The 26323-nt window shown below is 30.4% G+C and carries 28 protein-coding genes; 1 reads left to right on the top strand and 27 read right to left on the bottom strand.

The window, feature by feature from the left end:
- Positions 1-21 precede the first annotated feature (21 nt).
- Positions 22-858 (bottom strand): MurR/RpiR family transcriptional regulator, encoded by an 837-nt coding sequence (locus P8F83_RS21245; RefSeq protein WP_326512569.1) that lies wholly within the window; start codon positions 856-858, stop codon positions 22-24.
- A gap of 175 nt (positions 859-1033) precedes the next feature.
- On the opposite strand from P8F83_RS21245, the gene P8F83_RS21240 reads away from it, so the two are divergent.
- Positions 1034-2044, top strand: coding sequence for an acyltransferase family protein (locus P8F83_RS21240; protein ID WP_326512568.1), 1011 nt, complete (start codon positions 1034-1036; stop codon positions 2042-2044).
- A gap of 36 nt (positions 2045-2080) precedes the next feature.
- On the opposite strand, the gene uvrB is transcribed toward P8F83_RS21240, so the two are convergent.
- From uvrB to P8F83_RS21110, 26 genes are all read right to left on the bottom strand, one after another.
- A complete protein-coding gene (uvrB, locus tag P8F83_RS21235; RefSeq protein WP_326512567.1) occupies positions 2081-4054 on the bottom strand; it encodes an excinuclease ABC subunit UvrB in 1974 nt (657 codons plus the stop codon).
- Between the two features lie 175 nt (positions 4055-4229).
- Positions 4230-5498: a signal protein PDZ gene (locus tag P8F83_RS21230; RefSeq protein WP_326512566.1), complete on the bottom strand. Its 1269-nt coding sequence runs from the start codon at positions 5496-5498 to the stop codon at positions 4230-4232.
- Positions 5499-5512: 14 nt separating this feature from the next.
- On the bottom strand, positions 5513-6769 hold the full coding sequence (locus P8F83_RS21225) for a S41 family peptidase (RefSeq protein WP_073019179.1): 1257 nt from the start codon (positions 6767-6769) through the stop codon (positions 5513-5515).
- A gap of 71 nt (positions 6770-6840) precedes the next feature.
- A complete protein-coding gene (gene ftsX, locus P8F83_RS21220; protein ID WP_326512565.1) occupies positions 6841-7731 on the bottom strand; it encodes a permease-like cell division protein FtsX in 891 nt (296 codons plus the stop codon).
- Positions 7718-8407, bottom strand: a complete 690-nt coding sequence (ftsE, locus tag P8F83_RS21215) for a cell division ATP-binding protein FtsE (RefSeq protein WP_021803535.1) — start codon at positions 8405-8407, stop codon at positions 7718-7720. Before ftsE ends, ftsX begins: the two co-directional genes overlap by 14 nt.
- 216 nt (positions 8408-8623) lie before the next feature.
- Entirely contained in the window at positions 8624-9469 is an 846-nt protein-coding gene (locus P8F83_RS21210; RefSeq protein WP_326512564.1) for a YitT family protein, read from the bottom strand.
- 14 nt (positions 9470-9483) lie between these two features.
- On the bottom strand, positions 9484-10332 hold the full coding sequence (locus P8F83_RS21205; RefSeq protein ID WP_326512563.1) for a YitT family protein: 849 nt from the start codon (positions 10330-10332) through the stop codon (positions 9484-9486).
- Between the two features lie 176 nt (positions 10333-10508).
- Complete coding sequence (locus P8F83_RS21200; RefSeq protein WP_326512562.1) at positions 10509-11453, bottom strand: transketolase family protein; 945 nt, start codon at positions 11451-11453, stop codon at positions 10509-10511.
- Complete coding sequence (locus P8F83_RS21195) at positions 11453-12277, bottom strand: transketolase (protein ID WP_326512561.1); 825 nt, start codon at positions 12275-12277, stop codon at positions 11453-11455. The genes P8F83_RS21200 and P8F83_RS21195 overlap by 1 nt, the downstream gene beginning before the upstream one ends.
- Before the next feature lie 227 nt (positions 12278-12504).
- A complete protein-coding gene (locus tag P8F83_RS21190; protein WP_034856351.1) occupies positions 12505-12858 on the bottom strand; it encodes a type II toxin-antitoxin system PemK/MazF family toxin in 354 nt (117 codons plus the stop codon).
- A gap of 7 nt (positions 12859-12865) precedes the next feature.
- Entirely contained in the window at positions 12866-13108 is a 243-nt protein-coding gene (locus P8F83_RS21185; RefSeq protein ID WP_021803541.1) for a hypothetical protein, read from the bottom strand.
- A gap of 107 nt (positions 13109-13215) precedes the next feature.
- Positions 13216-14376, bottom strand: a complete 1161-nt coding sequence (gene alr, locus P8F83_RS21180; RefSeq protein ID WP_326512560.1) for an alanine racemase — start codon at positions 14374-14376, stop codon at positions 13216-13218.
- A gap of 24 nt (positions 14377-14400) precedes the next feature.
- Positions 14401-15021: a germination lipoprotein GerS-related protein gene (locus P8F83_RS21175; RefSeq protein ID WP_238902224.1), complete on the bottom strand. Its 621-nt coding sequence runs from the start codon at positions 15019-15021 to the stop codon at positions 14401-14403.
- Between the two features lie 53 nt (positions 15022-15074).
- Complete coding sequence (locus P8F83_RS21170; protein WP_326512559.1) at positions 15075-16577, bottom strand: NAD(P)H-hydrate dehydratase; 1503 nt, start codon at positions 16575-16577, stop codon at positions 15075-15077.
- A gap of 8 nt (positions 16578-16585) precedes the next feature.
- Positions 16586-16957: a holo-ACP synthase gene (acpS, locus tag P8F83_RS21165; RefSeq protein ID WP_326512558.1), complete on the bottom strand. Its 372-nt coding sequence runs from the start codon at positions 16955-16957 to the stop codon at positions 16586-16588.
- A 134-nt stretch (positions 16958-17091) separates the two neighbouring features.
- Complete coding sequence (locus tag P8F83_RS21160; RefSeq protein WP_021803546.1) at positions 17092-17400, bottom strand: DUF6514 family protein; 309 nt, start codon at positions 17398-17400, stop codon at positions 17092-17094.
- Positions 17401-17611: 211 nt separating this feature from the next.
- Positions 17612-18178, bottom strand: coding sequence for a hypothetical protein (locus tag P8F83_RS21155; protein ID WP_326512557.1), 567 nt, complete (start codon positions 18176-18178; stop codon positions 17612-17614).
- Positions 18179-18463: 285 nt separating this feature from the next.
- On the bottom strand, positions 18464-19126 hold the full coding sequence (locus P8F83_RS21150; protein WP_326512556.1) for a ribulose-phosphate 3-epimerase: 663 nt from the start codon (positions 19124-19126) through the stop codon (positions 18464-18466).
- 23 nt (positions 19127-19149) lie between these two features.
- On the bottom strand, positions 19150-20679 hold the full coding sequence (locus P8F83_RS21145; protein ID WP_326512555.1) for a phosphohexomutase domain-containing protein: 1530 nt from the start codon (positions 20677-20679) through the stop codon (positions 19150-19152).
- A gap of 30 nt (positions 20680-20709) precedes the next feature.
- A complete protein-coding gene (rpiB, locus tag P8F83_RS21140) occupies positions 20710-21156 on the bottom strand; it encodes a ribose 5-phosphate isomerase B (RefSeq protein ID WP_326512554.1) in 447 nt (148 codons plus the stop codon).
- Between the two features lie 134 nt (positions 21157-21290).
- Positions 21291-21962: a ribulose-phosphate 3-epimerase gene (rpe, locus tag P8F83_RS21135; RefSeq protein WP_021803551.1), complete on the bottom strand. Its 672-nt coding sequence runs from the start codon at positions 21960-21962 to the stop codon at positions 21291-21293.
- Positions 21963-22038: 76 nt separating this feature from the next.
- The gene (locus tag P8F83_RS21130) at positions 22039-23070 is read right to left on the bottom strand and encodes a zinc-binding dehydrogenase (protein ID WP_073019163.1); all 1032 of its coding nucleotides are present in this window, start codon (positions 23068-23070) and stop codon (positions 22039-22041) included.
- Positions 23071-23085: 15 nt separating this feature from the next.
- Positions 23086-24126, bottom strand: a complete 1041-nt coding sequence (locus tag P8F83_RS21125; protein ID WP_326512553.1) for a galactitol-1-phosphate 5-dehydrogenase — start codon at positions 24124-24126, stop codon at positions 23086-23088.
- Positions 24127-24168: 42 nt separating this feature from the next.
- Positions 24169-25440 (bottom strand): PTS galactitol transporter subunit IIC, encoded by a 1272-nt coding sequence (locus P8F83_RS21120; protein WP_073019159.1) that lies wholly within the window; start codon positions 25438-25440, stop codon positions 24169-24171.
- Positions 25441-25522: 82 nt separating this feature from the next.
- Positions 25523-25801 carry a PTS sugar transporter subunit IIB gene (locus P8F83_RS21115; RefSeq protein WP_326512552.1) on the bottom strand — a complete coding sequence of 93 codons (279 nt, stop codon included), beginning with the start codon at positions 25799-25801 and terminating at the stop codon, positions 25523-25525.
- Positions 25802-25842: 41 nt separating this feature from the next.
- Positions 25843-26301: a PTS sugar transporter subunit IIA gene (locus P8F83_RS21110; RefSeq protein ID WP_021803556.1), complete on the bottom strand. Its 459-nt coding sequence runs from the start codon at positions 26299-26301 to the stop codon at positions 25843-25845.
- Positions 26302-26323 lie beyond the last annotated feature (22 nt).

The following is a 26323-nucleotide window of genomic DNA, read 5'->3' as shown; positions in this document are numbered from 1 at the left end:
AATATAGAAAATGTTTTTGACCTATTTCAATTTTTTGACTATTTCCTTTGTTTCCATTAGCATATCTTCAATTTTATCAAAATTCCCAATAGCTACACCTAAAAATAATATATCTATAAGTGCTAATTGATCCATTCTAGAAGATATAGCTCCAAACCTTAGTTGTCTTTCCTCATTAGGTATGTTTAAAGATATATCACTTATGCTAGAAAGAGGATTCTTATTACAATTAGTTATACTTATTACTTTTGCTCCTTTTTCTTTAGCTCTTATTATCCCCTCATTTACCTCTCTTGTTTTCCCACTATATGATATTCCTATAGCTACATCTTTATTTGTAATATGTACTACCGCTGCTAGCTGTAAATGACTATCTATATTAAATATAACCCTTTTATTTATCCTCACTAGTTTATACATTAAATCCATAGCTACTAAAGATGATGCTCCTATCCCAAACAAATATATTGTTTCAGCTTCTCTCATTAAATTAATAGATTCCTCTAAATCTTTAATATTTATTAAACTATATGTCTCTTTTAATGAAGTAACTGCTCTATTAACAACCTTTTCTGCTATGTCTGATACTGAATCTTTAGGTGAAATAATAGTATCTAACTCTTCCTCTTCAGAACTAGTAGTTTTAGCTATCTCAATTTTTAATTCTCCAAACCCCGAAAATCCTAGTTTTCTAGAGAATCTTACAATTGATGCTGGAGAAGTTCCTGTTTTTTCTCCTAATTCTTGAGCAGAAAGATTAACCACCTCTTCCTGATTTTTTAATATATATTCACTTATCTTTTGTTCCGATTGTGTAAAGTCCTCTGAGTATTGTTTCATTCTAACATGAAATCCCATATAACCCTCCAAATTTTTATTGATATCTAATTAATAATTTTATCATAAATATCACTTACTGGTTCACTATTTCATTTATTAATCTAACTTAATATGCTAATTCAGATTATTTAGTCACAAATTTGTAACAAAACTTTATTAAAATTAATAATAAATACACATTTTAGGAGGAATAATGAATAAACGAATAACTTATTTAGATTTAGCAAAAGGTATATTAATCATAACAGTAGTATTATCTCATAGCCCCTTCAAGTTTGCTCCGTACATGTATTGGTTTCATATGCCTGCATTCTTTATAATTAGCGGCATTCTACATAAACAAAATATTGACTTTAAAATTCAGTTGTTAAATTTTTATATTCCCTATATTATTTTTTCAGTTATAGATATAATGTTTGACTTTATTATCTCTCCTGATAGTATTTCTTTATACAACTTTATCCTCTATTTTTCACGTCATATTTATAGCGGTAAAGCTGCTTGGGGAGTTTTTTGGTTTATTCCAATTTTATTCTTAACTAGGTTTGTATTTACTAAAATGCAAAGATATCTAAAGACTATTTATATCATATTATTTATATTCCTCGGTTATTTATTAGCACACGTATATTCTATTAATACTATACCTGATACTATAACACTCATAGATGAAAAATACTGGTTTTTTCTAGGAATAGATGTATTGCCAATATGTTTATCTTATTATGCTATAGGCTTTTATAGTAAGAATATATTAAAATATCTATCCTCAGTATATTCTTTAGTTATATGCTCTTTATCTGCTATTATTTTACTATATTTAAACATTGAGAAGGATTTTTACTATTATTTAAATATAAAAGAATCTTTTTTTAAACATCCCATTTTAGATTTAATATATCCTTTAACTTTTACTATTTTAATTTTGAGTTTTAGTAATAATATGAAGAATAAAACTATTATTAAGTTTTTATCTTATTGCGGTAAAAATTCACTAATTATAATGTATCTTCATAAACCCGTGGGGAATTTATTATTGAGTATTTTCCCTAGTACTAGCTGGGTAGGATTTACTTTGGTAAGTTTATCAGTTTCTTTATTATTCAACTTTTTAGTAGATAAATATAAATTATTATCTATATTATTTAAGGGTTCTTTACCAAATAAAGCTTCTGCTAATGAGTACTTTTCTCTGTCCAACTAAATAGGGTTATTGCACTATCTAATAGTGCAATAACCCTTATTTCTTATCTTTAAGCTTCTTTATTTTATCTCTTAATTCTGCTGCTCTTTCAAATTGTAGATTTTTAGCTGCATCTATCATTTCTTCTTCATATTTCTTTATTAATTCTGCTTTATTTTCTATACTTTCAGTAACTAACTCAGACAATCCGTACACTTCTTTATCTTCAGCAACCTTAGTAGCTTCAATAACTTCTCTTACATCTTTAATTATTGTTGTAGGAGTTATTCCATGCTCTTCATTATATTTAATTTGAATTTCTCTTCTTCTATCAGTTTCCTTTATAGCTTTATCCATAGCATTAGTTATTTTATCAGCATACATTATAACTTTTGATTCAGCATTTCTAGCTGCTCTACCAATAGTCTGAATTAGTGACGTTTCAGAACGAAGGAATCCCTCTTTGTCGGCATCCAATATAGCTACTAAAGCTACTTCAGGTATATCTAGTCCTTCCCTTAATAGATTTATCCCTACAAGAACATCCTCTTCTCCTAATCTAAGATCTCTTATTATTTTCATTCTTTCAATTGTTTCTATATCTGAATGCATATAAGTTGTTTTTACTCCTAGATCTTTAAGATACTTAGTTAAATCTTCAGCCATTCTCTTAGTTAATGTGGTTACTAACACTCTAAATCCTTTATCTACAGTATTTTTTATCTGACTGTATAAATCATCGATCTGTCCTTCTACAGGCCTAACTTCAATTACAGGATCAAGAAGTCCTGTTGGTCTAATTACCTGTTCTGCTACATTCGTAGAATTATCTATTTCGTATACTGCTGGTGTTGCAGATACGAAAACAACCTGATTTATTTTTTTCTCAAACTCTTGGAATTTCAGTGGTCTATTGTCATATGCACAAGGAAGTCTGAATCCATATTCCACCAAAGATTCTTTTCTACTTCTATCTCCTGCATACATTGCTCTAACTTGTGGTAAAGTTACATGAGATTCATCTATAAAAAGCAGAAAATCCTCTGGGAAATAGTCAATTAAAGTTTGAGGCGAGGTTCCTGGAGCCCTTCCATCTAGAATTCTAGAATAATTTTCTATTCCTGTACAATACCCCATCTCTCTAATCATTTCTATATCAAAATTTGTTCTTTGTTTTAATCTTTGAGCCTCTAAAAGTTTTCCTTCTGCATTTAGTTCCTTAAGTCTATCCTCTAACTCAACTTCTATGGTTCCCAAAGCTTTTTCTACAGTTTCATTAGATGCAGCAAAGTGGGATGCAGGAGATATAGATACATGTTTTCTATCCCCAATTATCTTACCGGTCAAAACATCAAATTCTCTTATCTTTTCAATTTCATCTCCAAAAAATTCTACTCTTATTCCTTTGTTAGATGATGATGCTGGTATTATGTCTAAAGAATCTCCTCTAACTCTGAATGTACCTCTAGCGAAGTCTATATCATTTCTTTCATATTGAATTTCTATAAGTCTTCTCATTATTTCATCTCTATCTTTTTCCATACCAACTCTTAAAGATATAGTAAGCTTCTTATATTCTTCTGGGTTACCTAATCCGTATATACAAGATACGGAAGCAACAATTATTACATCTCTTCGCTCTAGTAACGCTGACGTAGCTGAGTGACGCAACTTATCTATTTCGTCATTAATTGATGCATCTTTTTCAATAAAAGTATCTGTATGAGCTACATAAGCTTCTGGCTGATAATAGTCATAATATGACACAAAGTATTCAACAATATTGTTTGGAAAAAACTCTTTAAATTCAGCACATAATTGAGCTGCAAGTGTTTTATTATGTGCAAGTATTAATGTAGGTTTCTGAACTTCTTCAATTATATTTGCCATAGTAAAAGTTTTACCAGAACCAGTTACACCTAATAAGGTTTGCCCTCTTTCACCATTTCTCAAGGAATTTACAATACTTGCTATAGCTTGAGGCTGGTCGCCTGTAGGTTTAAATTTTGATTCTATTTTAAAGTTACCCATATTTCCCTCCTACTCCTTAATAAAACTAACTTAAATTGCTCATCGAACATAAGTTCCTAAATATATTCTATATTTATATTCTCTCTTAGTCAATATTTACTCATTAATTAAAAATGTAAGCTAAACCCATAAATAAATACTTATTTTTAGATTAGCTTACATTTCTTATTAGTCTTTATTCTTTATTGTTTTTCCTATTTCTAACCTTCTCTAAAACACTTCTAAAGTCATTGTCTAAAGGCATAGCATCTTCTTGCTTAACCATTTTAGGAACTAACACTACCCCTATTCTTCTATTTATATCTGGTTTTAATGTATAGTCACATATTATCCCATTTATATTTTTCACTTTTAATTTTACATCATTGAAGCTTTCTTTAACAATTTTATATATTTCAGCTTCATTGCTAATTATTTCTTCATTTATAAGAAGTATCTTATCACCACTTTTGATACCAACATCAAAGGCAGGTGATCTTGGTGCTACTTCAAGCACACATATTCCTTCTTCATCGCTGGTATATAAAGGCGACTTTTTTTCTTCTATGTAGCTAGATAACCTAAGCATTGCTTCATGGGTTAGAGGCATAAATATTAAAGCAACTATACTTCCTGTAATCCCAAGGTCTGCTATCAATGCAACACCACATAATAAAATGCCATAAAGAGAAATTAATGAACCAGACAACAATGTCTTCTCTCTTTTAGTACTGGAAAAAGTAATAGATGAATATCCTACAACTCCATAATAGGGAAATAACCCTATTATGGCAGTCTTTAGAATATCTAGTGTATAGCTGTGATTAAGTATTGGCCACCAATCAGGAGTTCCTACACTTTGTGTTCCTATATAACTTCCTGATGAATTCATTATTATTAACACAGCTATAGGCAAAGACCAGTATCTATTAAGTGCAAACCCACCTAATATCTTACCATTCTTATTAGTAAATACAGGTATAGCGCCTCTGCTTCCATCAATAATAACTAAAAAACCTTCTACTATATGAATAATTCCTACAAACATTACTAAATGTACTATATCTAGTTTTATTGGAGATTGATCTCCATATATAAAAGTTAAAATTAATGTTAAAGCTCCTATTATAGCTCCACTATATGAAAAACATACGAATCTAGGTTTATATAACATCAATAACATTGATACTAAAAATAACCACTCTATCCTTGAATTTTCATTAAACATTATACCAAAGTAAGTTAATAATAAGCTTCCAATTGCACCTGCAAAAATACCTAAAACTATTTGTGACAAAGTAAGTTCTAGGGGAGAGTTAATACTCTCCCCTACTATCATTTTTTGCATAAATGATATCTTCTTATTTTTAATATAGAACATTACCCCTAATAATATAACAACTATTATTGATGGTCCTATTATCGCAGATGCTACGGATCTTAATGTATATAAGGTTAGATCCATAGTCTTAAATCCTCCTATTTTAATTTTTCTGTTATCAACTCTAAAGCTTTAGCAAATTGAGGATCTTTACTTCTATTATATTTTGCAGTTGCCAATTCTTTTGGGTACTCCACTTCATAATCAGCTTCAATTCCACTTTTATGAATATTGTTTCCATTAGGAGTATACCACTTAGAAATTGTTACCTTTAATAAAGTCCCATCATCTAATTCTAGAGGTCTTTGAACTACACCTTTTCCGAAAGTTTTAGTTCCAACTAAATCCGCTACTTTATAATCTTTAAAAGCTCCGGATACAATTTCTGAAGCTGATGCTGTTCCATTATCTATAAGCACCACTAGAGGTGTTCCAATGAAGCTACCACCTTGTGATAAAGCATGTTCTTCTTGATTATACTTATCTTTTGTTGCTACTATTACTTTATCTTTTTGAATAAATTGAGATGCTACAGATACTGCGGTATGCATATATCCACCTGGATTTCCTCTAAGGTCTAATATTATACCTTTCATTCCTTTGCCCTTTAAATTGTTTAGGGTATCTAAAAATTCTTTATCTGTATGTTCATCAAAAGAACTTATTGTAACATATCCAACTCCGTTTGATAACATCTCACCTTCAACAGATTTTACTGTTATAGTATCTCTTTTTAGTTTAATATCAAAATTGCCTTTATCTTCTCTATATAATGTTAAGGTAACGTCTGTTCCTTTTTCCCCTCTGATCATAGCCACAGCTTTGTCATACTCTTTAGATGAAACGTCTTTCCCGTCAACCTTTAATATAACATCACCCTTTAAGATACCTGCTTTTTCTGCTGGAGAACCTTCAATAGGTGTTACAACCACTATATTTTCATCCTTTATGTCAAGTTGTATCCCTACTCCTGAGAAGTTCCCTTGCATTTTACTATTAAAACTTTCAGCCTCTTCTTTTGTCATATATACTGTGTAGGGATCACCTAATGATTCCGTCATTCCTTTAATAGCTCCATCTACTAATTTATCCTCATCGATTTCGCCATCATATTTTAAATAAAGCTCATCTCTAATTGAAAATAGTTTTTTAAATTTCTCTACATTGTCTATTCCTTTAAGTGATTCACTTATTTCCCCTCTTCCCCAAGGAATTACTAGTCCATTTAATGTTAGCCTATTCCCTAAGAAAAAGAAGAAAATATTACTCCCTAGAAATAGCAAGGCAATTATTACTGCTATCAAAATCTTAGGAAATTTTGATTTTCTTTTTACTTCAACAAATTTATTATTCATATTTTGTCTTCCTTTCATACATCCTTGCTTTAAATATATTAACATATGTAGAGAATATTATACCATATTTGTTAAACTATTAAGAATTTTCTAAGAGCAATGAAACTTCCAAATGCACCAATTAATATTCCACCTATTATAAACTCTCCAAGCATCACTGTTAATACGTAACTAGGAGCTACCAATGTCATAGTAATAAGTTGTTTAGATATTACAGAGAATAATACACTATAAGATGAATATAGAACAATATTAGATAATACAGCACCTAATAAACCTATAATTACACCTTCTATTATAAAAGGCCATCTAATAAACCAATCTGTAGCTCCAACAAACTTCATTATTCCAACTTCTCTTCTTCTTGAGAATACTGTTAGCTTTATTGTGTTTATAATTAAGAATAATGATACTCCAACTAATATTATAAATAGTACCACTCCTACCCATCTTATAGCTTTTGTAAAAGAAGCAATTTTATTAATCAATTCTTGATCATTTTCTACGCTTTCTACTCCAGTCATATCAGATACGGAATCAGCCACTGCTTCAGCATACTCTGGTTTTTCTAGTTTTACTAAAAATGAATTGGTAAGTGGATTATTTTTATCATCATATCCATTAAGTAAATCTTTATATTCATTTAATTGACCTTTAAATTTTTCTAAAGCTTCTGCTTTAGATTCATATACAACATCTTTAACTCCAGTTTCTTTTTTTAACTGTATTTCAATTTCACGTTGATCCATCATTGTAACATCGTCTTTAAGCACTACCATTATTTCAACTTTAGATTCTATATCTGCTACACCTTTACCTATGTTCAATGCTGTTAACAAGAAAACTCCAAATATAAGTAATGTAACTAAAACTGTAGCCATTGATGCAATACTAATAGTTAAATTTCTTTTTATACTTTTAAATGCATCCACTATAAAATATTTTATACTACTTAATTTCATCTTCATACCTACCTTTCATGATGTCTCTTGCTATCGTACCTTTTTCTATTGCTATAACTCTCTTTTTCATGGTATCAACTATGTCTTTAGCATGTGTAGCCATTAGTATAGTAGTACCCGCTCTGTTTATGTCATCTAATAAGTTCATTATTTCTGTAGAAGTTTCTGGGTCCAAATTCCCTGTAGGTTCATCTGCAATTAACACTGATGGATTATTTACTATTGCCCTTGCCAAAGAAACCCTCTGTTGTTCTCCACCAGAAAGTTCATTTGGGAACATTTTGTATTTGTGCGATAATCCAACTAAAGATAATACCATTGGAACTCTTCTTCTTATTTCTCTTTGAGATGCTTCAACTACTCTCATTGCAAACGCAACATTTTCATATACATTTAGAGTAGGAATAAGTCTAAAGTCTTGAAAAACCATTCCAATTTTTCTTCTATAGTATGGTACTTGTGCTCTTTTAACTGCTGATAAATCAGTTCCATTAACTATTATTTTGCCATTAGTAGGATCTACTTCTTTTATAAGCATTTTTATAAATGTTGATTTACCTGCACCGGAAGGACCAACTAGGAAAACGAATTCTCCATTTTCTATTTTTATGTTAACATCTACCAAAGCTTTTACGTTATTATTATAAAGCTTACTCACATTCTTAAATTCGATCATATAAACACCTCTCAATTTTTTCATCAAAATAGTTAGCCAGTTTTGTCATATATGGTTTTATTATAGCATACAAAAAATTTATTATGAAATCCAATTTTTAAAAGTTTTTTAATAATTTCTATTTTTCTGTAGAATTATATCAATATATTTAATATTTAAATGAAAAAAAGAAGAACTTAGATACAAATCATAAATTCCTCTTTTTATAAAAATTAGCTACTCAGGTAGTATATTAAATCCCTCGCCTAAAACCTCTCTTACGTCATTAACTGTAATAAATGCTCTTCTATCAATTTCTTTAATTTTACCTTTTAGTTTGATAAAATCTCTTCTATTTAAAACTGTATATATTATTTTGGTTTCTTCCTTAGAATAGCCTCCAGTACCATTAATTACCGTACACCCTCTATCTACTTCATTAATAATATAATTAACAATTTCTTCACCTTTTGAGGTTATTATCATTACCTGCTTACATATATTAAAACCCTCTATAAATTTGTCCACTAAATTCCCTACCATAAATACACTTATTAAACCAAACATACCTAGGTCTATACCAAATATATATATTGCAAGTAACGTTACTATAAAATCTGAAATTAGAAGACACTTACCTATATCTAAATGAATGTATTTATTTAATATTTTAGCTATAATAGCGGTTCCACCTGTAGAAGAGTTTTGAGAAAACACTATTGCAATCCCTATTGAACTTATTACACTTCCTATCACAGTAGCAAGTACTAAATTTTCTGTAATTGCTACAGGATTCAAGAATTTTTCAACTACCCAAAGCAATGCCGAAAGGCCAAATGCTGCATATAAACTCTTTGTTCCAAAGCTTCCTCCTATTAATAAAAATGCTAAAGAGAATAAAATAATATTTGCTCCAATCATTATAATCCCTGTAGAAATACCAAAAATCCTGTTAACTACTAGTGCTAATCCTGATATTCCACCTGCCGCAATTTCATTTGGATAAAAGAAATACTCCAACGCAACAGCTAACAATAGTACTCCCAGTGTTATTAAGAAGTATTCCTTTATATATTTTTTCATCTTTTGTCCCCCTATTACTCTAACTCTCCAAACCCTTCACCTAATACTTCATGTGCCTCTCCTACTGTAATAAATGCCCTAGGGTCTATTTCTCTTATATAATTTTTAAGTTTTATAAATTCTGTTCTCCCTAATACTGTATATAAAATACTTATATTATTTTTATTAAATCCGCCTTTTGCAGTAAGAAATGTACATCCTCTGTCTAAATCATTTAATATGAATTCACTTATTTCCATATTCTTATCACTAATTATCTTAATTTCTTTTCTAACTTTGAATCCTTCTATTACCTTATCTATAGTTAATCCATTCAATATAACACTAAAAAGCGCATATAATCCTACATCAATTCCAAATGTAATAGCTCCGGCTAAGGTTACTAAAAAATCCACTGCCAACAAAGATTTACCAATATCCAGCATTATATACTTATTTAAAATCTTTGCTAATATATCAGTCCCTCCTGTAGATGCATTTACATTAAATATAAGTGCCATACCGAGAGAGCTAATTAATGTTCCAAAAACTGCAGCTAGCATCAATTCTTCAGTTACAGCCACAGGATTTAAAAACTTTTCAACAGACCACATTACAAACGATAAACCAAAGCTTGCGTATATAGTTTTCGCTCCAAAACTTCCCCCAATAAGTAAGAATGCTAATGCAAATAATATTAAGTTCAATATAAATACGAATGCCCCAGTATTAATCCATGGTAAATAGCTTGTTAGTACAATAGCAATACCAGTAACCCCTCCAGCTGCTATTTTATTAGGTATAAAAAAATACTCTAGTGAAAATACCACCAAAATTATTCCTAATGTTATCAAAAAATAATCTTTAAAAACAGTTTTTTTCATAGCTACCCTCCTCATAAAATAGTTTTTCATATTAACAATTATTTTATCCTTTTTTTATCATTCTATTTTTTGTATTGGAAATTATTAAGTTTTAATATCACCTTTAATATTTTAGCTCAAAAATTAAAAACAGTATAGCAAATTATTCTTGCCACACTGTTTTTTCTGTTTTTAAATTATCTTTTTAAAGAAATAGACTTTTTAACAGCCTTAACTATTTCCTCTGAAGTTAATCCATAAACCTTAAGCAGTTCTTCTGGTTTTCCACTCTCTCCAAAAGTATCTTTAACACCAACTTTAACTATTGGAACTGGATATGTTTCTGCTAAAACTTCTGAAACTGCTGATCCAAGTCCACCTATGACATTATGTTCTTCAACAGTAACTAATGCTCCCGTTTCTTTAGCCGCCTTTACTAGAAGTTCACTATCTATAGGTTTTAATGTATGTACATTAATAACTCTAGCATTAATTCCTTCACTTTCTAATATACCTACTGCTTCCAAAGCTACATCTACCATTATTCCGTTAGCTATTATAGTTACGTCATTACCTTCTTTTAAAGTTACTCCTTTTCCTATAACAAAAGAGTATTCAGGGTTATCGTTTATTACATTAACTGCCGCTCTACCTAGTCTTACGTAACAAGGTCCATTATATTCAGCTACAGCTTTTATAGCTGCTTCTGTCTCTACGGAATCACTTGGCGAAATTACTGTCATATTTGGTATACTTCTCATAAGTGATAAATCTTCTATTGCTTGATGAGATGCCCCATCTTCTCCAACAGTTAATCCCGCATGTGTAGCACATATTTTAACATTTAATTTAGGATAACATATTGAATTTCTGATTTGTTCAAAGGCTCTTCCAGCTGCAAACATAGCAAAGGTACTTACAAAAGGTATTTTCCCACATGTAGAAAGCCCAGCTGCTACAGACATCATATTTCCTTCAGCTATTCCCATGTTTATAAATCTGTCTTCACAAACATTTTTAAAATCTGCTGTTTTTGTTGACTTCGATAAATCTGCATCTAATACTACTATGTTCTTATTAACTTGTCCTATTTCTGCCAAAGCCTTTCCATATGCTTCTCTTGTAGCTATCTTTTTACCCATTAGTTTTCTCCTCCTATTTCTCTTAACGCTTGTTCGCATTGCTCTTTATTAGGTGCTGTTCCATGCCAAGCTGCTTCATTTTCCATAAAAGATACCCCTTTACCTTTTATTGTTTTAGCTATGATAGCAGTTGGCTTATCTTTCGTAGCCTTGGCTTCTTCTATAGCATTCAGTATATCTTCATAATTATGACCATCTATTATGATTGTTTTCCATCCAAAAGCTTCAAATTTCTTATCAATTGGAGATGGATTCATTACTTCATGTATATCCCCATCTATTTGAAGTCCATTAAAATCGACAAATATAGTTAAATTATCTAATTTATAATGTGCAGCGCTCATAGAAGCTTCCCATACCTGTCCTTCTTCTAATTCTCCGTCTCCAAGAAGGGCAAAAACTCTATAATCTTTATTGTATAATTTTCCTGCCAAAGCCATTCCTACGGCAGCAGATATCCCCTGACCTAATGAACCTGTTGACATATCTACACCTGATAAGTCGTTCATATTAGGATGTCCTTGAAGATTTGATCCAAGTTTTCTTAAAGTTTTTAATTCTTCTACATCAAAATACCCTTTTCTTGCCAAAGTTGCATATAAAACTGGAGCAGCATGGCCTTTTGATAATACAAATCTGTCTCTATTTGGATTTTGAGGATCTTTAGGATCTATTTTCATCTCATTAAAATATAGTGTTGTTAGTATATCAGTTGCTGATAAAGATCCACCTGGATGCCCTGACCCTGATTCAGTAAGCATGGATACTATATCCTTCCTTATTACTTTAGCTATTTCTTTTAGTTCAGCAATTTTATTACTCATACTTATCCCCCTGCTTAAAAGTTTATTTTTCTACGATTATTTTCCAGTTGCAATTATAACATATAATATAACATTTTGTATATATAATTGACTTATATAAGCTATATTTTTTACTGTTTATTTTTATTGTGCTATACTATTTAAATTTAAATAAAAATAGGTTATTTAAAATTAATCAATTTTAAATAACCTATTAATATAATAATACTTTTAAATTGAGTCTTTTCTTAAGAAAGTCCTAAGCTTATCAATAAAGCTTTGTCTACTTTTTTCATATCGCCTTCAGTCATATGACCAATTTTTTCTTTTAACCTTCTCTTGTCCAAAGTTCTAACCTGCTCAAGCAATACTACTGAATCTCTATTTAATCCATATTCTTCAGACGAAATTTCTACATGAGTAGGAAGTTTTGCTTTGTTTATCTGAGAAGTTATTGCAGCCACAATAACTGTTGGACTATACCTGTTTCCGATGTCATTCTGGATTATAATAACCGGCCTTATGCCTCCTTGCTCCGATCCTATTACCGGGCTTAGGTCAGCATAAAAGACATCTCCTCTTTTTACTACCATATTGGTCATCTGTCTATCACACTCCGCATAACCACTTCTCGTATTCATCAGTTTCTTGTATACAAGAATCCATACAAGTTTCAGCTAATTCTAAATTAATCTGCGCCATTTCTTCGTAGGCTTTAATTATTTCTGATTCGTTTAAAACTACTTCTTGACCCTCAATATATAATATTAAGTTGTTTTCATTAAATTTACTGTTTTTTTCATTATTATTGAATAAATTTAATTTTATAGAATTATCCTTTGATATAGACATAACCATTCCTCCTAGGTAGAAAAAGAGTTTATGTACTAATTATATTGCAAATTATGTCAATATGTCAAAGGATTTTATCTCTTCATTTTCCATATTTTAGTTTTTAATTACACATAGTTTCTTATTTTGACAATTTTCTCATTGTTTATGTAAACTCTTGGCACTCTTCTGCCAATCATACATATAATTTCATAATTTATTGTATCTAAAAGTTCTGCTAAATCATCTGCATTAAATCTTGTATTACCATGTTCACCTAAAAGTATTACCTCATCCCCAACTTTTACTGTACCTACATCAGTTACATCAATCATACACTGATCCATACACACAGCTCCTACTATGGATGCTAATTTTCCATTTACAATTACCTTTCCTTTATTAGAAAGTGCTCTTGTATAACCATCAGCATAACCTATAGGTAATGTTGCTATTACTCTTTCCTTATCTGTTTTATACTTTCTTCCATAGCTTATATACATATCTTTAGGAAGTGTTTTAACATGAACTACACTAGTTTTAAGAGTTAATGCTGGTTTTAAATCTAGTCTTTCTTTTATAACTTCATTGGACGGATAATATCCATACATTATTATTCCTGGTCTTACTGCATTAAAATGTGCCTCTGGTAAATCCATTATTCCAGCACTATTTGATGCATGCTTTATATTAATTTTAATTCCTTCATTCTCTAGGTCATCAACAAACTTATTAAACTTAGCTAGTTGCTCTAATGAATAAGTTTTATCAGCTTCATCCGCTGTAGAAAAATGAGTAAAGATTCCTTCAATATTAATATTAGGTAGTTTACTTATTTGTCTAACAGCTTCCATTCCTTTTTCATTTGGCAAGAATCCTATTCTTCCCATACCTGTATCTACTGCAATATGAATTTTAGCTGTTTTATTTTTTTCTTGAGCTATTTCTGAAAGTTTCTTTGCGTACTCCAGATCATAAACGGTCTGCTCTATATTATTATTTAATATATCTTCTGCAAAAGTTAATGGTGTAAAACCTAAAATTAACATCGGTACATTTATTCCAGATTTTATAATCTCTAAAGCCTCTGTTATTAAGGCTACAGCTAAATCAGTAACTCCAGATTTTAATAATACTTGAACAATATCCAAAGCTCCATGTCCATATGCATCTGCTTTAACTACTCCATATATTTTCTTGTTTTCACAAAGACTTTTTATTTGTTTTACATTATGCTCTATACGTCCTAAATCAACTTCTGCCCATACAGGTCTAATACTATTTTCCATTATTCACACCTCTTAATACTCTCTCTATTCTCCTAAATCAAATAGAGTTTCATCCACCTTAGCATCTCGTATAAAATTATTATAAAAGGCTTCTACTACTAATTCTCCTTTTTTATTAAACACTAAAAGCTTTTCTGGAACTCTTTCGTATATATCTACATATAATATAGCTCTATCTAAATTAGGATTATTATTATCAAGCACTACGTTAACTTTAAGATATCTCTTATTTATCTCTTTATCATACTCCATCTCCATAGTACTTCCATCATTTAAATACTTAGAAAGATTGTTAATAAAACTAATTGAATAAAAACTATAATCTTGAGTTGTAGTCTCATAGCCTTTATTTAAAATTTTATCCCAAACTTTAACCTTTCCTTCATTATTATACACCTGTATTCTATCTTCTCCAAAGTCCACTCTATTACCTTTATTGTCACTATAAAGTTGATTAGTTTCTTCTTTTATTTCTCCTCTTGAATTTTTAATAACGTACCTTACATCACATTGATAACTTTTAAGCTCTCTTATGTCACTTATAATTTTTTCATCACTTCTTGAGAATTTCAAGTACACTATTGAGCAAAAAGATAAGCCTATTACTAAGAATATAAGTATTAAAAACAGGATTTTTCTCTTCATAATTCCTCCAAACTAATTAATCCTACATTAATACTATTATCACATAATTTTATTTATTCATCCTTTGATACAAACTCTTTTAAAAACAAAGGTAAATTTTCTATTATATTGCTGGCATTAACTATATACATTGTTTTTGATAGTTTTTCTCCTATATATCCATGCAAATATGCTCCTAATTTTGTTGCTTGAAATACATCTAATCCTTGTCCAATCAAAGCACCAATTATACCTGATAAAGTGTCTCCCATTCCCCCTGAAGCCATGGCGCTATTTCCAGTTGGATTAACACATACTCCATTTCCATCAGATATTACCGTATACAATCCCTTTAACAATAAAACCACATTATACTCTTTGCTAAATCTTTTTACTAATTCTATTCTATTTTCATTTACATATCTTATGGATTTTCCAGTTATTCTACTCATTTCTCCTGGATGAGGAGTCATCACTACCTTACATTTACACTTATGTAACAGACTCAAGTTATTTTCTAGTACATTAATTCCATCAGCATCTATTAAAAGTTTACCTTTAAAATTTTCAAGAATTAATTTTAACTTATCAAGAGTTTCAACTGTATTTTCAAGTCCAGGACCAAAAACAATGACATCAGATTTATCTATAATTTCTTTGAATTCATCTGATTCATAGTCCCCAACCATAGCCTCCGTTAATTTGCTATCCAAAGAGGGCTTCAACGTTTTATCTGTATACAGATAAACCAGACCCGCTCCTGCTTTTACTGCAGCTTGAGTACTAAGATATGCTGCGCCTGAGTACCTATTACTTCCTGCAACAACACACACTCTACCATACTTACCCTTATGATAATGCCTTTTTCTTTTGGGTATAAGATTTTTTACATCTTTTTCTTCTAACATCCAAATACTTTCGGATATTTCTTTTTCAATTTCATTAGGTATTCCTATATTTTCTACTATTAGTTCACCTATATAATCTAATGCTTCGTAATTTATAAAACCTTTTTTAATCGATTGAAATGTTATTGTTTTGTCAGAAATTATAGCTTCTCCTAAAGGAACTCCTGCATTACTGCAAAGTCCTGATGGAATATCTATTGAGATCTTATAAGCTTTAGACTTGTTTATTTCATTTATCAGCTTTGAATATATCCCATCAGTATTTCTATTCAAGCCAGTCCCAAAGATGCAATCTACCAAAACCTTGCACTCATTTATGCTTTTTTTGAAAACACTTAAATTTTTATCCTCTGACATCAAGATGATTTCTACTTTTAGACATTCTAACAACCTAAAATTAGTATTAAAATCACTTGTTTTTCCACTAGTATCTGTTGCTATAAATACTCTAACTCTCTTATTCAAATTAAGTAGATGCCGTGTTAATGCTAATCCATCACCCCCATTATTTCCGGGACCACATACAATTAGTATGTCATCCAAATCTTTAAAGTGTTTCAATAGAGAAAATACCGCATTCTCCATCAATAAAATACTTGGAATACCCCACTTGTCTATTGAGATCTTATCCATTTCTCTTGAAGACTTAGAGCTTAGGATTTCTATCATATCTCCTCCTATATTTTTTCTAATACTACATATGCAACTGCATTTGTAGTATTATGAGATATACTTAAATGAATACTTAGATTTTCTTTTTCCACCAATTCCTTAGCCTTTCCATGAAGTAAAATACCTGGCTTTCCTAAAGTATCTCTTGTTATCTCTATCTCTCTTAAAGAGAAACCTCTTACCCCCGTACCTAACGCTTTTGAAAAGGCTTCTTTAGCTGCGAAATTTCCTGCTAAACTCTCATACTTATTTTTTTTATTTTTAACGTACAGTATCTCTGATTCATTAAAAACTTTTCCTAGAAAACTTGTAGTTCTTTCTATTGCATTTTCTACCCTATTTATTTCTATTATGTCAACTCCTATACCATAAATCATAAGCTTCCTCCTGAAGTTTCACTTTATATCTAAAATTCTATACTTAAATTATATAATTACAACTAACAAGTTTTCAAAATAATAATTTTTTCATAATAAAAAGAAAGAGCTCTAAACCCTTTCTATATTATTCTTTAATTAGGAAAATCCATAACACATTCGTCTATTGTTTCTCCTAAAACATCCACTAGATGTATAGGTGATACTCTATACTTATAGAGTAAATCTACCATATTTTCTACTTTGTTATATACTGGAGAAATTTTATTTATACATTCCCTCTCTATATTTATTAAATTTTCATCATTGAAGTCCATCCTTTCAACTTCTATGCCGTAGGCAACCATATTTCTATAGTCGGTTTTAACTAATCTGTACGAATACTCATACCTACTGTTATCTTGTACACTTTCAACAACTTTTTCATTCTTTAAAATAATCATTGATTTTTCTCCCCCTTAATAACTTATAAATCCCCTTTGGCATAAAATAAACTCTAAAAAAATCATATCATAATCTACTAAAAAAACTTTGTCAAACAATGGTTCAAATAAAAAAAACTTTCTATTATTTATAGACAATTTATTTGTAAAAAGAGCAAATCTGTAAACAACTTCCTCCTAATACCCTTTGTTAATGGGGGTTAAAATCGAATTATTTAGTTTTTTGTGGTATTATTTTTGTTAATTCTACATCAAAAGACAAATATGCACATATATCTTCTAAAATAAGTATTGATGCTATTGACATAGGCAGCATATCTTCCCTTACATGAGCTAGTGAATACCTCTTTTTATAACTTTCTGCGACTTCTTTTCTAAATTTAATATCTTTATATATCTCATTCAATATTCTACATAAATCTTCATATAACTTAATTATAAAAGTTTGCTTCTCTTCGTAAGAATACTTTTCACTTAACTCTATTAAAGTATCAATATCAGTATGTTTATATGTAGTTTTTAAATTTTCAATTAAATTTTCTCCTACATAACTACCAATTATCTCTTCATTAATTAGAGCAATCTCACCTTTTGTATTAAATAAAACCATAAATTCTACACTTGTTTTCCCTATGGTCTTTAGCTCCTCTATAATCTGCTTTATATTATTATTAAACTTAGTAGTATAGTTAGTCTCTAACATGAAATACTCTACTTCTCTTGCACATACTAAATTTATAAACTCAAAAAAACTTTTTGATGATATTTTTTTATCCAAGCTAATTCCCTCCTTATGCCAAGTTATTCTTACTATTCAAGTACTATTTTATGCATAAGCAGTTAATTTTATTACGAAAAAAGAATCGGATATACCGATTCTTTTAAAAACATCTCTCTAAAAATTCCCTTTTCCATAGCTGAAATTTGTGTATACGTTAACAACCCTAATTAAATTATACCAATATTCGTAAATAAAATCAACTCTAAAATAAAATTGCTATTATTATATTTCATATAAATAGAGAATGTTACAAATTTTAAACTTATAACATTCTCTTTAGTCTTATTCAAATATTAGTTCTCTTACTATTCTTGCTTTATCTTTATAGCTCTCTTTATCTTTATTAAACAATGCTGATGTTCCTAATACATACGTGTCTATATCTCTATTTTTTAATTCTAAAATAGTATTTTTATTTATACATCCATCAACTTCTATAACAGGTTTTTTGTCAAATGATTTCATATATTCATTTAACTCATCTATTTTATTCAATACGCTATAATTAAACTTTTGGCCTGCAAACCCCGGGTTTACAGTCATCATTAAAACCATATCTATTCTTTTCAAATATGGCTTAATACTCTCAATAGAAGTTTCTGGACTTATTGCTAAAGATACCTTTATTCCTTTTTTTCTTATACGTTCAATATCCTCATCGACATTTTTACTTGCCTCTATATGAAACGACATAAATTCCGGTTTTAAATATGAATACATATCTATGTATTTTGGTACATCTACCGTTGCTAAATGTATATCTAATGGTATGCTAGTAGCCTTACTTATAGCCTCTAATACATATGGTCCCATAGCTAAGTTATTAACAAAAACACCATCCATAACATCACAGTGTAGAAGTTCTATACTTGCTTCCTCTAGCCTCTTTAATTCTACAGCTAACTCTAATTGATTAGCACACATTATAGATGCAGCTAACTTCATATTACTCAACCCCTTATAAAACATTATATAATTATAGTATATTTAGATATATTAGATAAGTCTAGTTCACTATATTTTTCCAAGAAAGGTGCTAATCTATCTAATATTTTATTTACTCCTCCTATACTATCTGATTCAACATTAAGAGGAAGTACTGGTTCATGTAGGGACAATCTAAGCAGAAACCACCCATCACCGGAATTCTCATCGCAGGTTATCTTTACTCCTTCAAAGTTTTCATGATCTACACTCCAACCTTCAACTTTATAAGCATACTGCTTTACTCCACTTATTACCTGTTCCCCATATGATTTAAAATTCTCTCTTCTTATCTTAAGTCTTATATCTTCACTTTCTTTTGGGTGTTTTAATCCCCTAATAAGACTTGATATCTCTTTTCCTTCTTCTTTAAGCTTAGCCATTTTTATTAATATTTTAGCTATAAGATAAGCACCATCATCTAAAAAGTAGTTTTCCTTTAAAGCTGCATGGCCAGATGTTTCTATAGCTAATTGACTATCTCTGCCTTCTTCATTTAGTCTTTTAGATTCGTTTATTACATTTTTATATCCTCTTTTGAATCTATGATGAACTCCACCTAAAGTACTTATAAACTCAGCTAATCCTGTAGATGTTACTGAATCAGTAACTATTACTGATTTTGGATGTTCTTCAAGCACTATGGAAGATATTAGCCCTATAAGGGCATTCTTATTTATTTCTTCTCCTGTATTAGATACTATTGCAGCTCTATCTACATCAGTATCAAAGATTATCCCAAGATCTGCATCCCATTTTAACACGGCCTTTTTTATAGATTCCATGGCCTTTTTATTTTCTGGGTTAGGAATATGATTGGGGAAAGTTCCATCTGGATCTAGGAATTGACTTCCTTCTGTATTAGCTCCAAGCTCCATCAATACTTTATTAGCAAAGAAACCTCCAGCCCCATTTCCAGCATCTACTATTATTTTTGCTCCATCTAATGGTTTATTGTAATTTTTCTTTGAGTTTACTGATGACCTGATTTTATCAACCAACAAGTTTGAATACTCATCTATCAAGTTTACTTCTTTAAGTTCTCCCTTAGTTGTATAGCTCATCTCTGAGTTGTAGGTTGAGAATAAGATATCTTCTATATCTTTCTTCTCACAACCCCCTTCTTTAGTGAAAAACTTAAGTCCATTATAGTAATAAGGAAGGTGACTTGCCGTTATCATTATGGCTCCATCACATTTGTAATTATCCAATAGTGTTGTCATAAACATAGCTGGCGTTGTACTCATATTACAGTCATACACATCACACCCTACATTTATAAGTAAATCTATTAAAGAAGTTCTAAGTTCTGGACCTGATAATCTTGAATCCATGCCTACTGCTATTTTTATCTTACTTTTACCGTTACATTTATTTTCTTTTATCCACTTTACAAATCCATTTCCTATAAATCTTATTACCTGAGGTGTTAGATTTACTTTATGCTCTGACGTTTCTATAGCTATTCCTCTGATATCTGTTCCATTTTGTAACTTCTTTAATTCTTCTATCACAATAAATCCCCCCTTTTTCTATAAAAACTTCTATAGATTACCTTGTTCTACAGCTGTAATACAATCTAATCTATCTTGATGACGTCCACCTTGAAACTCAGCATTAATCCATATATCCACTATATCTAAAGCTAGGCCTTCTCCTATAACTCTTTCACCTAAACATAATATATTTGTATTATTATGTTCTTTAGTAGCTTTAGCTGAAAAAGTATCTCCAACAACTGCTGCTCTTATACCAGGAATTTTATTTGCCACTATAGACATACCTATTCCTGTACCACAACATAATATTCCTAAATCACTTTTTTTATCTACTACAGATTTTGATACACTTATAGCATAATTAGGATAATTAACGCTTTCAGAACTAAATGTACCATAGTCGTCTACCTCTATATTCTTAGATGTAAGGTATTCCTTAATCTTTTCCTTCAATTTAAAACCACCGTGATCGCAACCTATTGATATTTTCATTTTTATCATCCTCTCTATATTCAATATTTATTCTGTTGTAAGAAAGTAAATGACGTAGTATAATTAATTATTAATAAAAGAATAGGAGAATACTCGCAATATTCTCCTTATCTTTATTATTAAAATGTGAGGGGTTAAGGGGTATTAATAATTTCATTTATTTTATTATTAAACAAATCAATATTCTCTGACAAATCTTGTTTAAATAAAGATGAACCTATAACAATATCTCTAGCTCCACACTTAATAACATCTTCTATGTTATCTATGTTTATTCCCCCATCTACTTGAATAGTAAAGTCGTAATTACCATCCTCTTTTATCTTATTTAATTGTTTTATTTTCTCTAAAGCAAAAGGTACAAATGCTTGTCCTCCAAATCCAGGCTCAACAGACATTATTAGAACTCTATTTAGTAGTGGATAAACATATTCTAAGCACTGTAGTGATGTAGCTGGATTTATTGCTACCCCTGCCTTAATTCCAAAACTTTTTAAATAATGTATACTTTTATATAGATGAGTCGCTACTTCTGCATGTATTGTTATACTGTTTGTACCTGCCTCAACCAAAGTTTCAACAAATTTATCTGGATCAGTAACCATAAGATGAACATCAAATTCTGCATCTGTCAATTTTCTTAAAGAAGCTATTTGGTCCAATCCGAATGATATGTTGGGAACATAGTGTCCGTCCATAAGGTCTATATGGATTGATTTTATATCTTTTTGATTAAATACTCCGAAATCCTCTGCGTAATTACATACATTTGCTGATAACAATGATGGTGAAATTATTATATCCATTTATATCCCCCCTCAATCTTAAGTTCTACTTCTAAAGCTACTTTATTAACTTTATCTTTTATTACGTCTTTAGTTATTAAGATTTTATAACAACCTTAATTTCGCTTCCTTGCATAGCTGCATCTATACCGTCTCTCCAGTTTTCAAGGTCTACCATTTTAGTTACTAATGTTTCAGTATCAACTTTTTTATCTCTTAGTAATTCTAAAGATGTTATCCAAGAACTTGGTTTTTGAGATCTAGATCCAATATATCTTATTTCTCTTTGAATAATAGCTTCTTGATCTAATTCATTTTTTACTTTAGCGAATAAGCCTACTTGAACAAAGTCACCTTTTTTCTTTGTAAGTCTTAATCCTTGATTTACTGCATGGATAACGCCTGAACAATCAAATACCTTATTAGCTCCATATCCATTAGTTTTTTCCATTACTATCGCATCTAAATCTTCTTGAAGTAAATCTACAACTAAATCTATACCTAACTTTTTAGCTAATTCCATTCTTTCTTTATCTTTTGTAACACCTGCTAATATTACATAAGCACCTTGAGATTTTACTACTTGGCTAAGAAGTAATCCTATTGGACCTGGTCCAAATACTAATGCAACTTCGCCTGCATTTATAGTAGTTTTTTCTAATGCTGCATGTACACAACAAGCAAGTGGTTCTGTTAATGAAGCTGCTAATAAGCTAACATTTTCAGGTAATACATGAACACTTTCTTCTCTTGATAATACATACTCTGCAAAACTTCCATTTGCTTGAGTTCCTATACCTTTTCTAGTAGAGCATAGATTATAATCTTTACTCTTACAGAAATCGCACTCACCGCAAGTTTCAAAAGTAGTTTCACTAGTTACTCGATCTCCAACCTTTACCTTTGTAACACTTTCACCAACTTCTACTACTACACCTGAAAATTCATGACCTAGTACTACAGGTGTTTTTATGTTTCCATATTCACCTTTAAAAGAGTGTAAATCCGATCCGCATATCCCACTATATTCAACCTTTATTTTTACTAGATTTTTTTCTGCCTTTGGCTCTTCTATATCTAGTAATGCCATTTTGTCATATCCTTTTTCGGTCTTTGTCAATGCTTTCACTTCTAAATCCCCCCTCTAGTCTTGTACTATCATTATTTTATTATATTCTTCTTTTCTATCACCTATCATTTTAAAAGCTTTAGCTGTATCTTCTAGAGTGAATCTATGTGATATTAACTCTTTTAATTTTATCTTCTTTTGTTTTACATACTCTATACTCTTAACCCATTCTTGTCCTGGGAAAGGTGCTGAATATGAATTCCAGAATCCTTGGATATTTAACTCTTTTCTAAATATTCCTTCAAAAGCAGCCTCTGATAATTCAATACCAGCATGACCGATTCCTTGATATCCTATTTTACCTTTCTTTTTAGTAACAAGAAGGCATTGTTCTTGAGTTATTTTTGAACCAGCACATTCAATACAAATATCTACACCCATTCCATTAGTTAATTCTAGTATTCTTTCTACTGGGTTTTCCTTCAATGCATTGATTGCAACATCTGCTCCAAGATTTAAAGCCTCAGATATTTTTTTATCAGATATGTCTACTGCTATTACTTTCTCAACTCCAGCTACCTTAAGCCATTGAATTGTTAATTGACCTATAGTACCAGCTCCTAGAACTGCTACAGTATCACCAACTTGAGGTTTAATATTTAAAACTCCATGTAATGCTACCGCTAATGGCTCTATCATTGCTGCTTCTTCATAGTCGATGTCACCTATCTTTAGGACATTTTGAGCTTTCACATTTACAAATTCTGCAAAACCTCCATAAGATTGTGCTCCTAACATTCCATAACTTTCGCAAAGTGAGAAATGACCTTTTTTACAATATTCACATTCAAAACATGGTTCAAATGGAATAGCAACAACTCTATCTCCTATTTCTACGTTTTTAACATTTTTACCTTTTTCAACTATATAACCTGCAAATTCATGTCCTAATATAGCTGGTAAAGGATACTTCCAATTTTTTAATGCTCTTGGAGGATCTGACCCGCATATACCTGCCGCCATTACCTTTATTTTAACTTCATCATCTCCATAAGGTTTGATATCTATATCTTCATACCTTATATCTCCTACTGAATGCAATACTGCTGCTTTCATAATTTCCTCCTTCTAACAAATATTATTTATATAGTTAAAGCTTTAGAAAAAAGCTTTAGCAAGCTCTGCAAATTTTAATATTAACCAGTTAAATAAGTTACCACCCATATCTAAACTTGATATTTGAGTCATTCCATTTGGCATATTGAAGTCTGCATTTGCCATCATTGCTGTATGAACATCTGCAAAGTTTGTTGCCATGAATAATGATATTGCTATAAGTATAGTTCCTGTAATTACTGAGTGAACAATATTTCCTTTTCTAAATCCAACTATAAATGCCATGTAGAATGGAATTGTTGCTAAGTCACCGAAAGGTAAAACTTTATTTCCTGGTAATATAACAGCTAAGAATATTGTTATTGGAACTAATATTAATGCTGTTGCCATAACTGATGGATGACCAACTGATACAGCTGCATCTATACCGATATATAATTCTCTACCAGCATATTTCTTTTGAAGCATAGTTTTAACTGCTTCTGATATTGGAATTAAACCTTCCATTAATATCTTAACCATTCTTGGCATTAGAAGCATAACACCACCCATTGATATACCAGTTTTGAATATTGAACCAACATCTAAACCTGCTAAAATACCAAGTATACAACCAAGGATTAATCCCATCATCATAGGTTGACCGAATATACCAAATCTCTTTTGAATAGTTTCAGCATCTGCTTTTATGCTATTTATTCCTGGGATTTTATCTACTACTTTACCGATTAAGTATCCTAGTGGAGCAAATGCTGCTGTAGATCCAGTAGGAAGAGATATACCATCAAGTTCATAGAATTCTGATACCATTGGAGCTGTTTTATCAGCAACAATTAATACAACGATTTCGTATAAAACTGCACAAAGTATTGCAAACCACCAGCTGCCTGTAACTATATATCCAGTTGCTCCAGCTGCTATAAAGTGCCAGTAATTCCATATATCTATATCTAATGTTTTTGTTGTCTTAGTGAATATCATTATTAAGTTTACAGCTAAACATATTGGAATCATTATAGCTGCTACTGGTGATGCCCAAGCTGCTGCTGCTGCTGCTGGCCAACCAGCGTCAATTACAGTTAAGTTTAAACCAAATCTCTCAACCATTTGTTGAGCAACTGGTCCTAATGTGCTTGTAAGTAAGTTTGCAACTAAGCTTATACCTACAAAACCTATACCTATAATTATTCCTGAGTTAAATGCTTTCTTAAAACCTGTACCAAATATTAGACCGATAATTAAAATTGCTAGTGGTAAGATTGCTGTAGGTCCGATACCTAAAATGTACTGAACGATTTCCATAAGTTTGTCCATTATAAATTCCTCCTCAAAATATAAATTAAATATTATTTAACTGTCTCTCTATCTTTACAATAAAAAGACAGTGTAAATCTTTTTACTTAAGATAACTTAATATCTTTTCATCTAACTTTTCTGTACCAATACCAGTTATATAAGCTGTTGCTTTTAAAGCTGGTATACTATAAGTTGTTGGTAAAATAGTTGTTGATACTATTAAGTCTGCCCCTTCTTGCTTAGATGCAACCTCTGCAATTTTACATTGAATTACTTCTGCATCTATTCCATTTTCTTTAACCAATTTTTCTACTCTGTCACAAACCACTGTTGATGTTGCTATTCCCGCTCCACATGCTACTAAAATACGTTTTCCCATAATAAATTCCTCCTAATAATTCTTTTATTTTTTGATTGATGTTAACTTGCTTCTAATATACTCTTAATTTCGTTTACATCTTTTGATGAAATTATCTTTTTAACAACTTCTTCTTCTTGGATTAAACCCATTAGTTCTTTTAAAACCTCTAATTGACTATGAGGTTTATTTAAACCTAACATAAAAATTAAATTAACTTCCTCTTCTTGAGTTTCGTCATCCATTAACTTAAATGTTATTGGTTTTTCAGGCACTATTATAGCTATAAACTGTTCCTTTATATATTCTGCCTCTGTATGAGGAATGGCTACACTATAGTTTTCCAATTTTATTCCTGTAGGGAATACATCTTCTCTCGACAACAAACCTTCTAAGAAGTCGCGTTCCACATAGCCATGTTTAAATGCTTCGTCATGCATCATTTGAAATAATTCATTTCTATTTTTGCAAGGTAGATTTACTTTTATCAATTCTTTCTTAATATAATTATTTATCTCCATCCCCACTTCTCCTTCCTGAGCT

The sequence above is a fragment of the Clostridium intestinale genome (assembly GCF_035905475.1).
Classification (GTDB): Bacteria; Bacillota; Clostridia; order Clostridiales; family Clostridiaceae; genus Clostridium_T; species Clostridium_T intestinale.
This window is presented reverse-complemented; position numbering and strand designations above follow the sequence as displayed.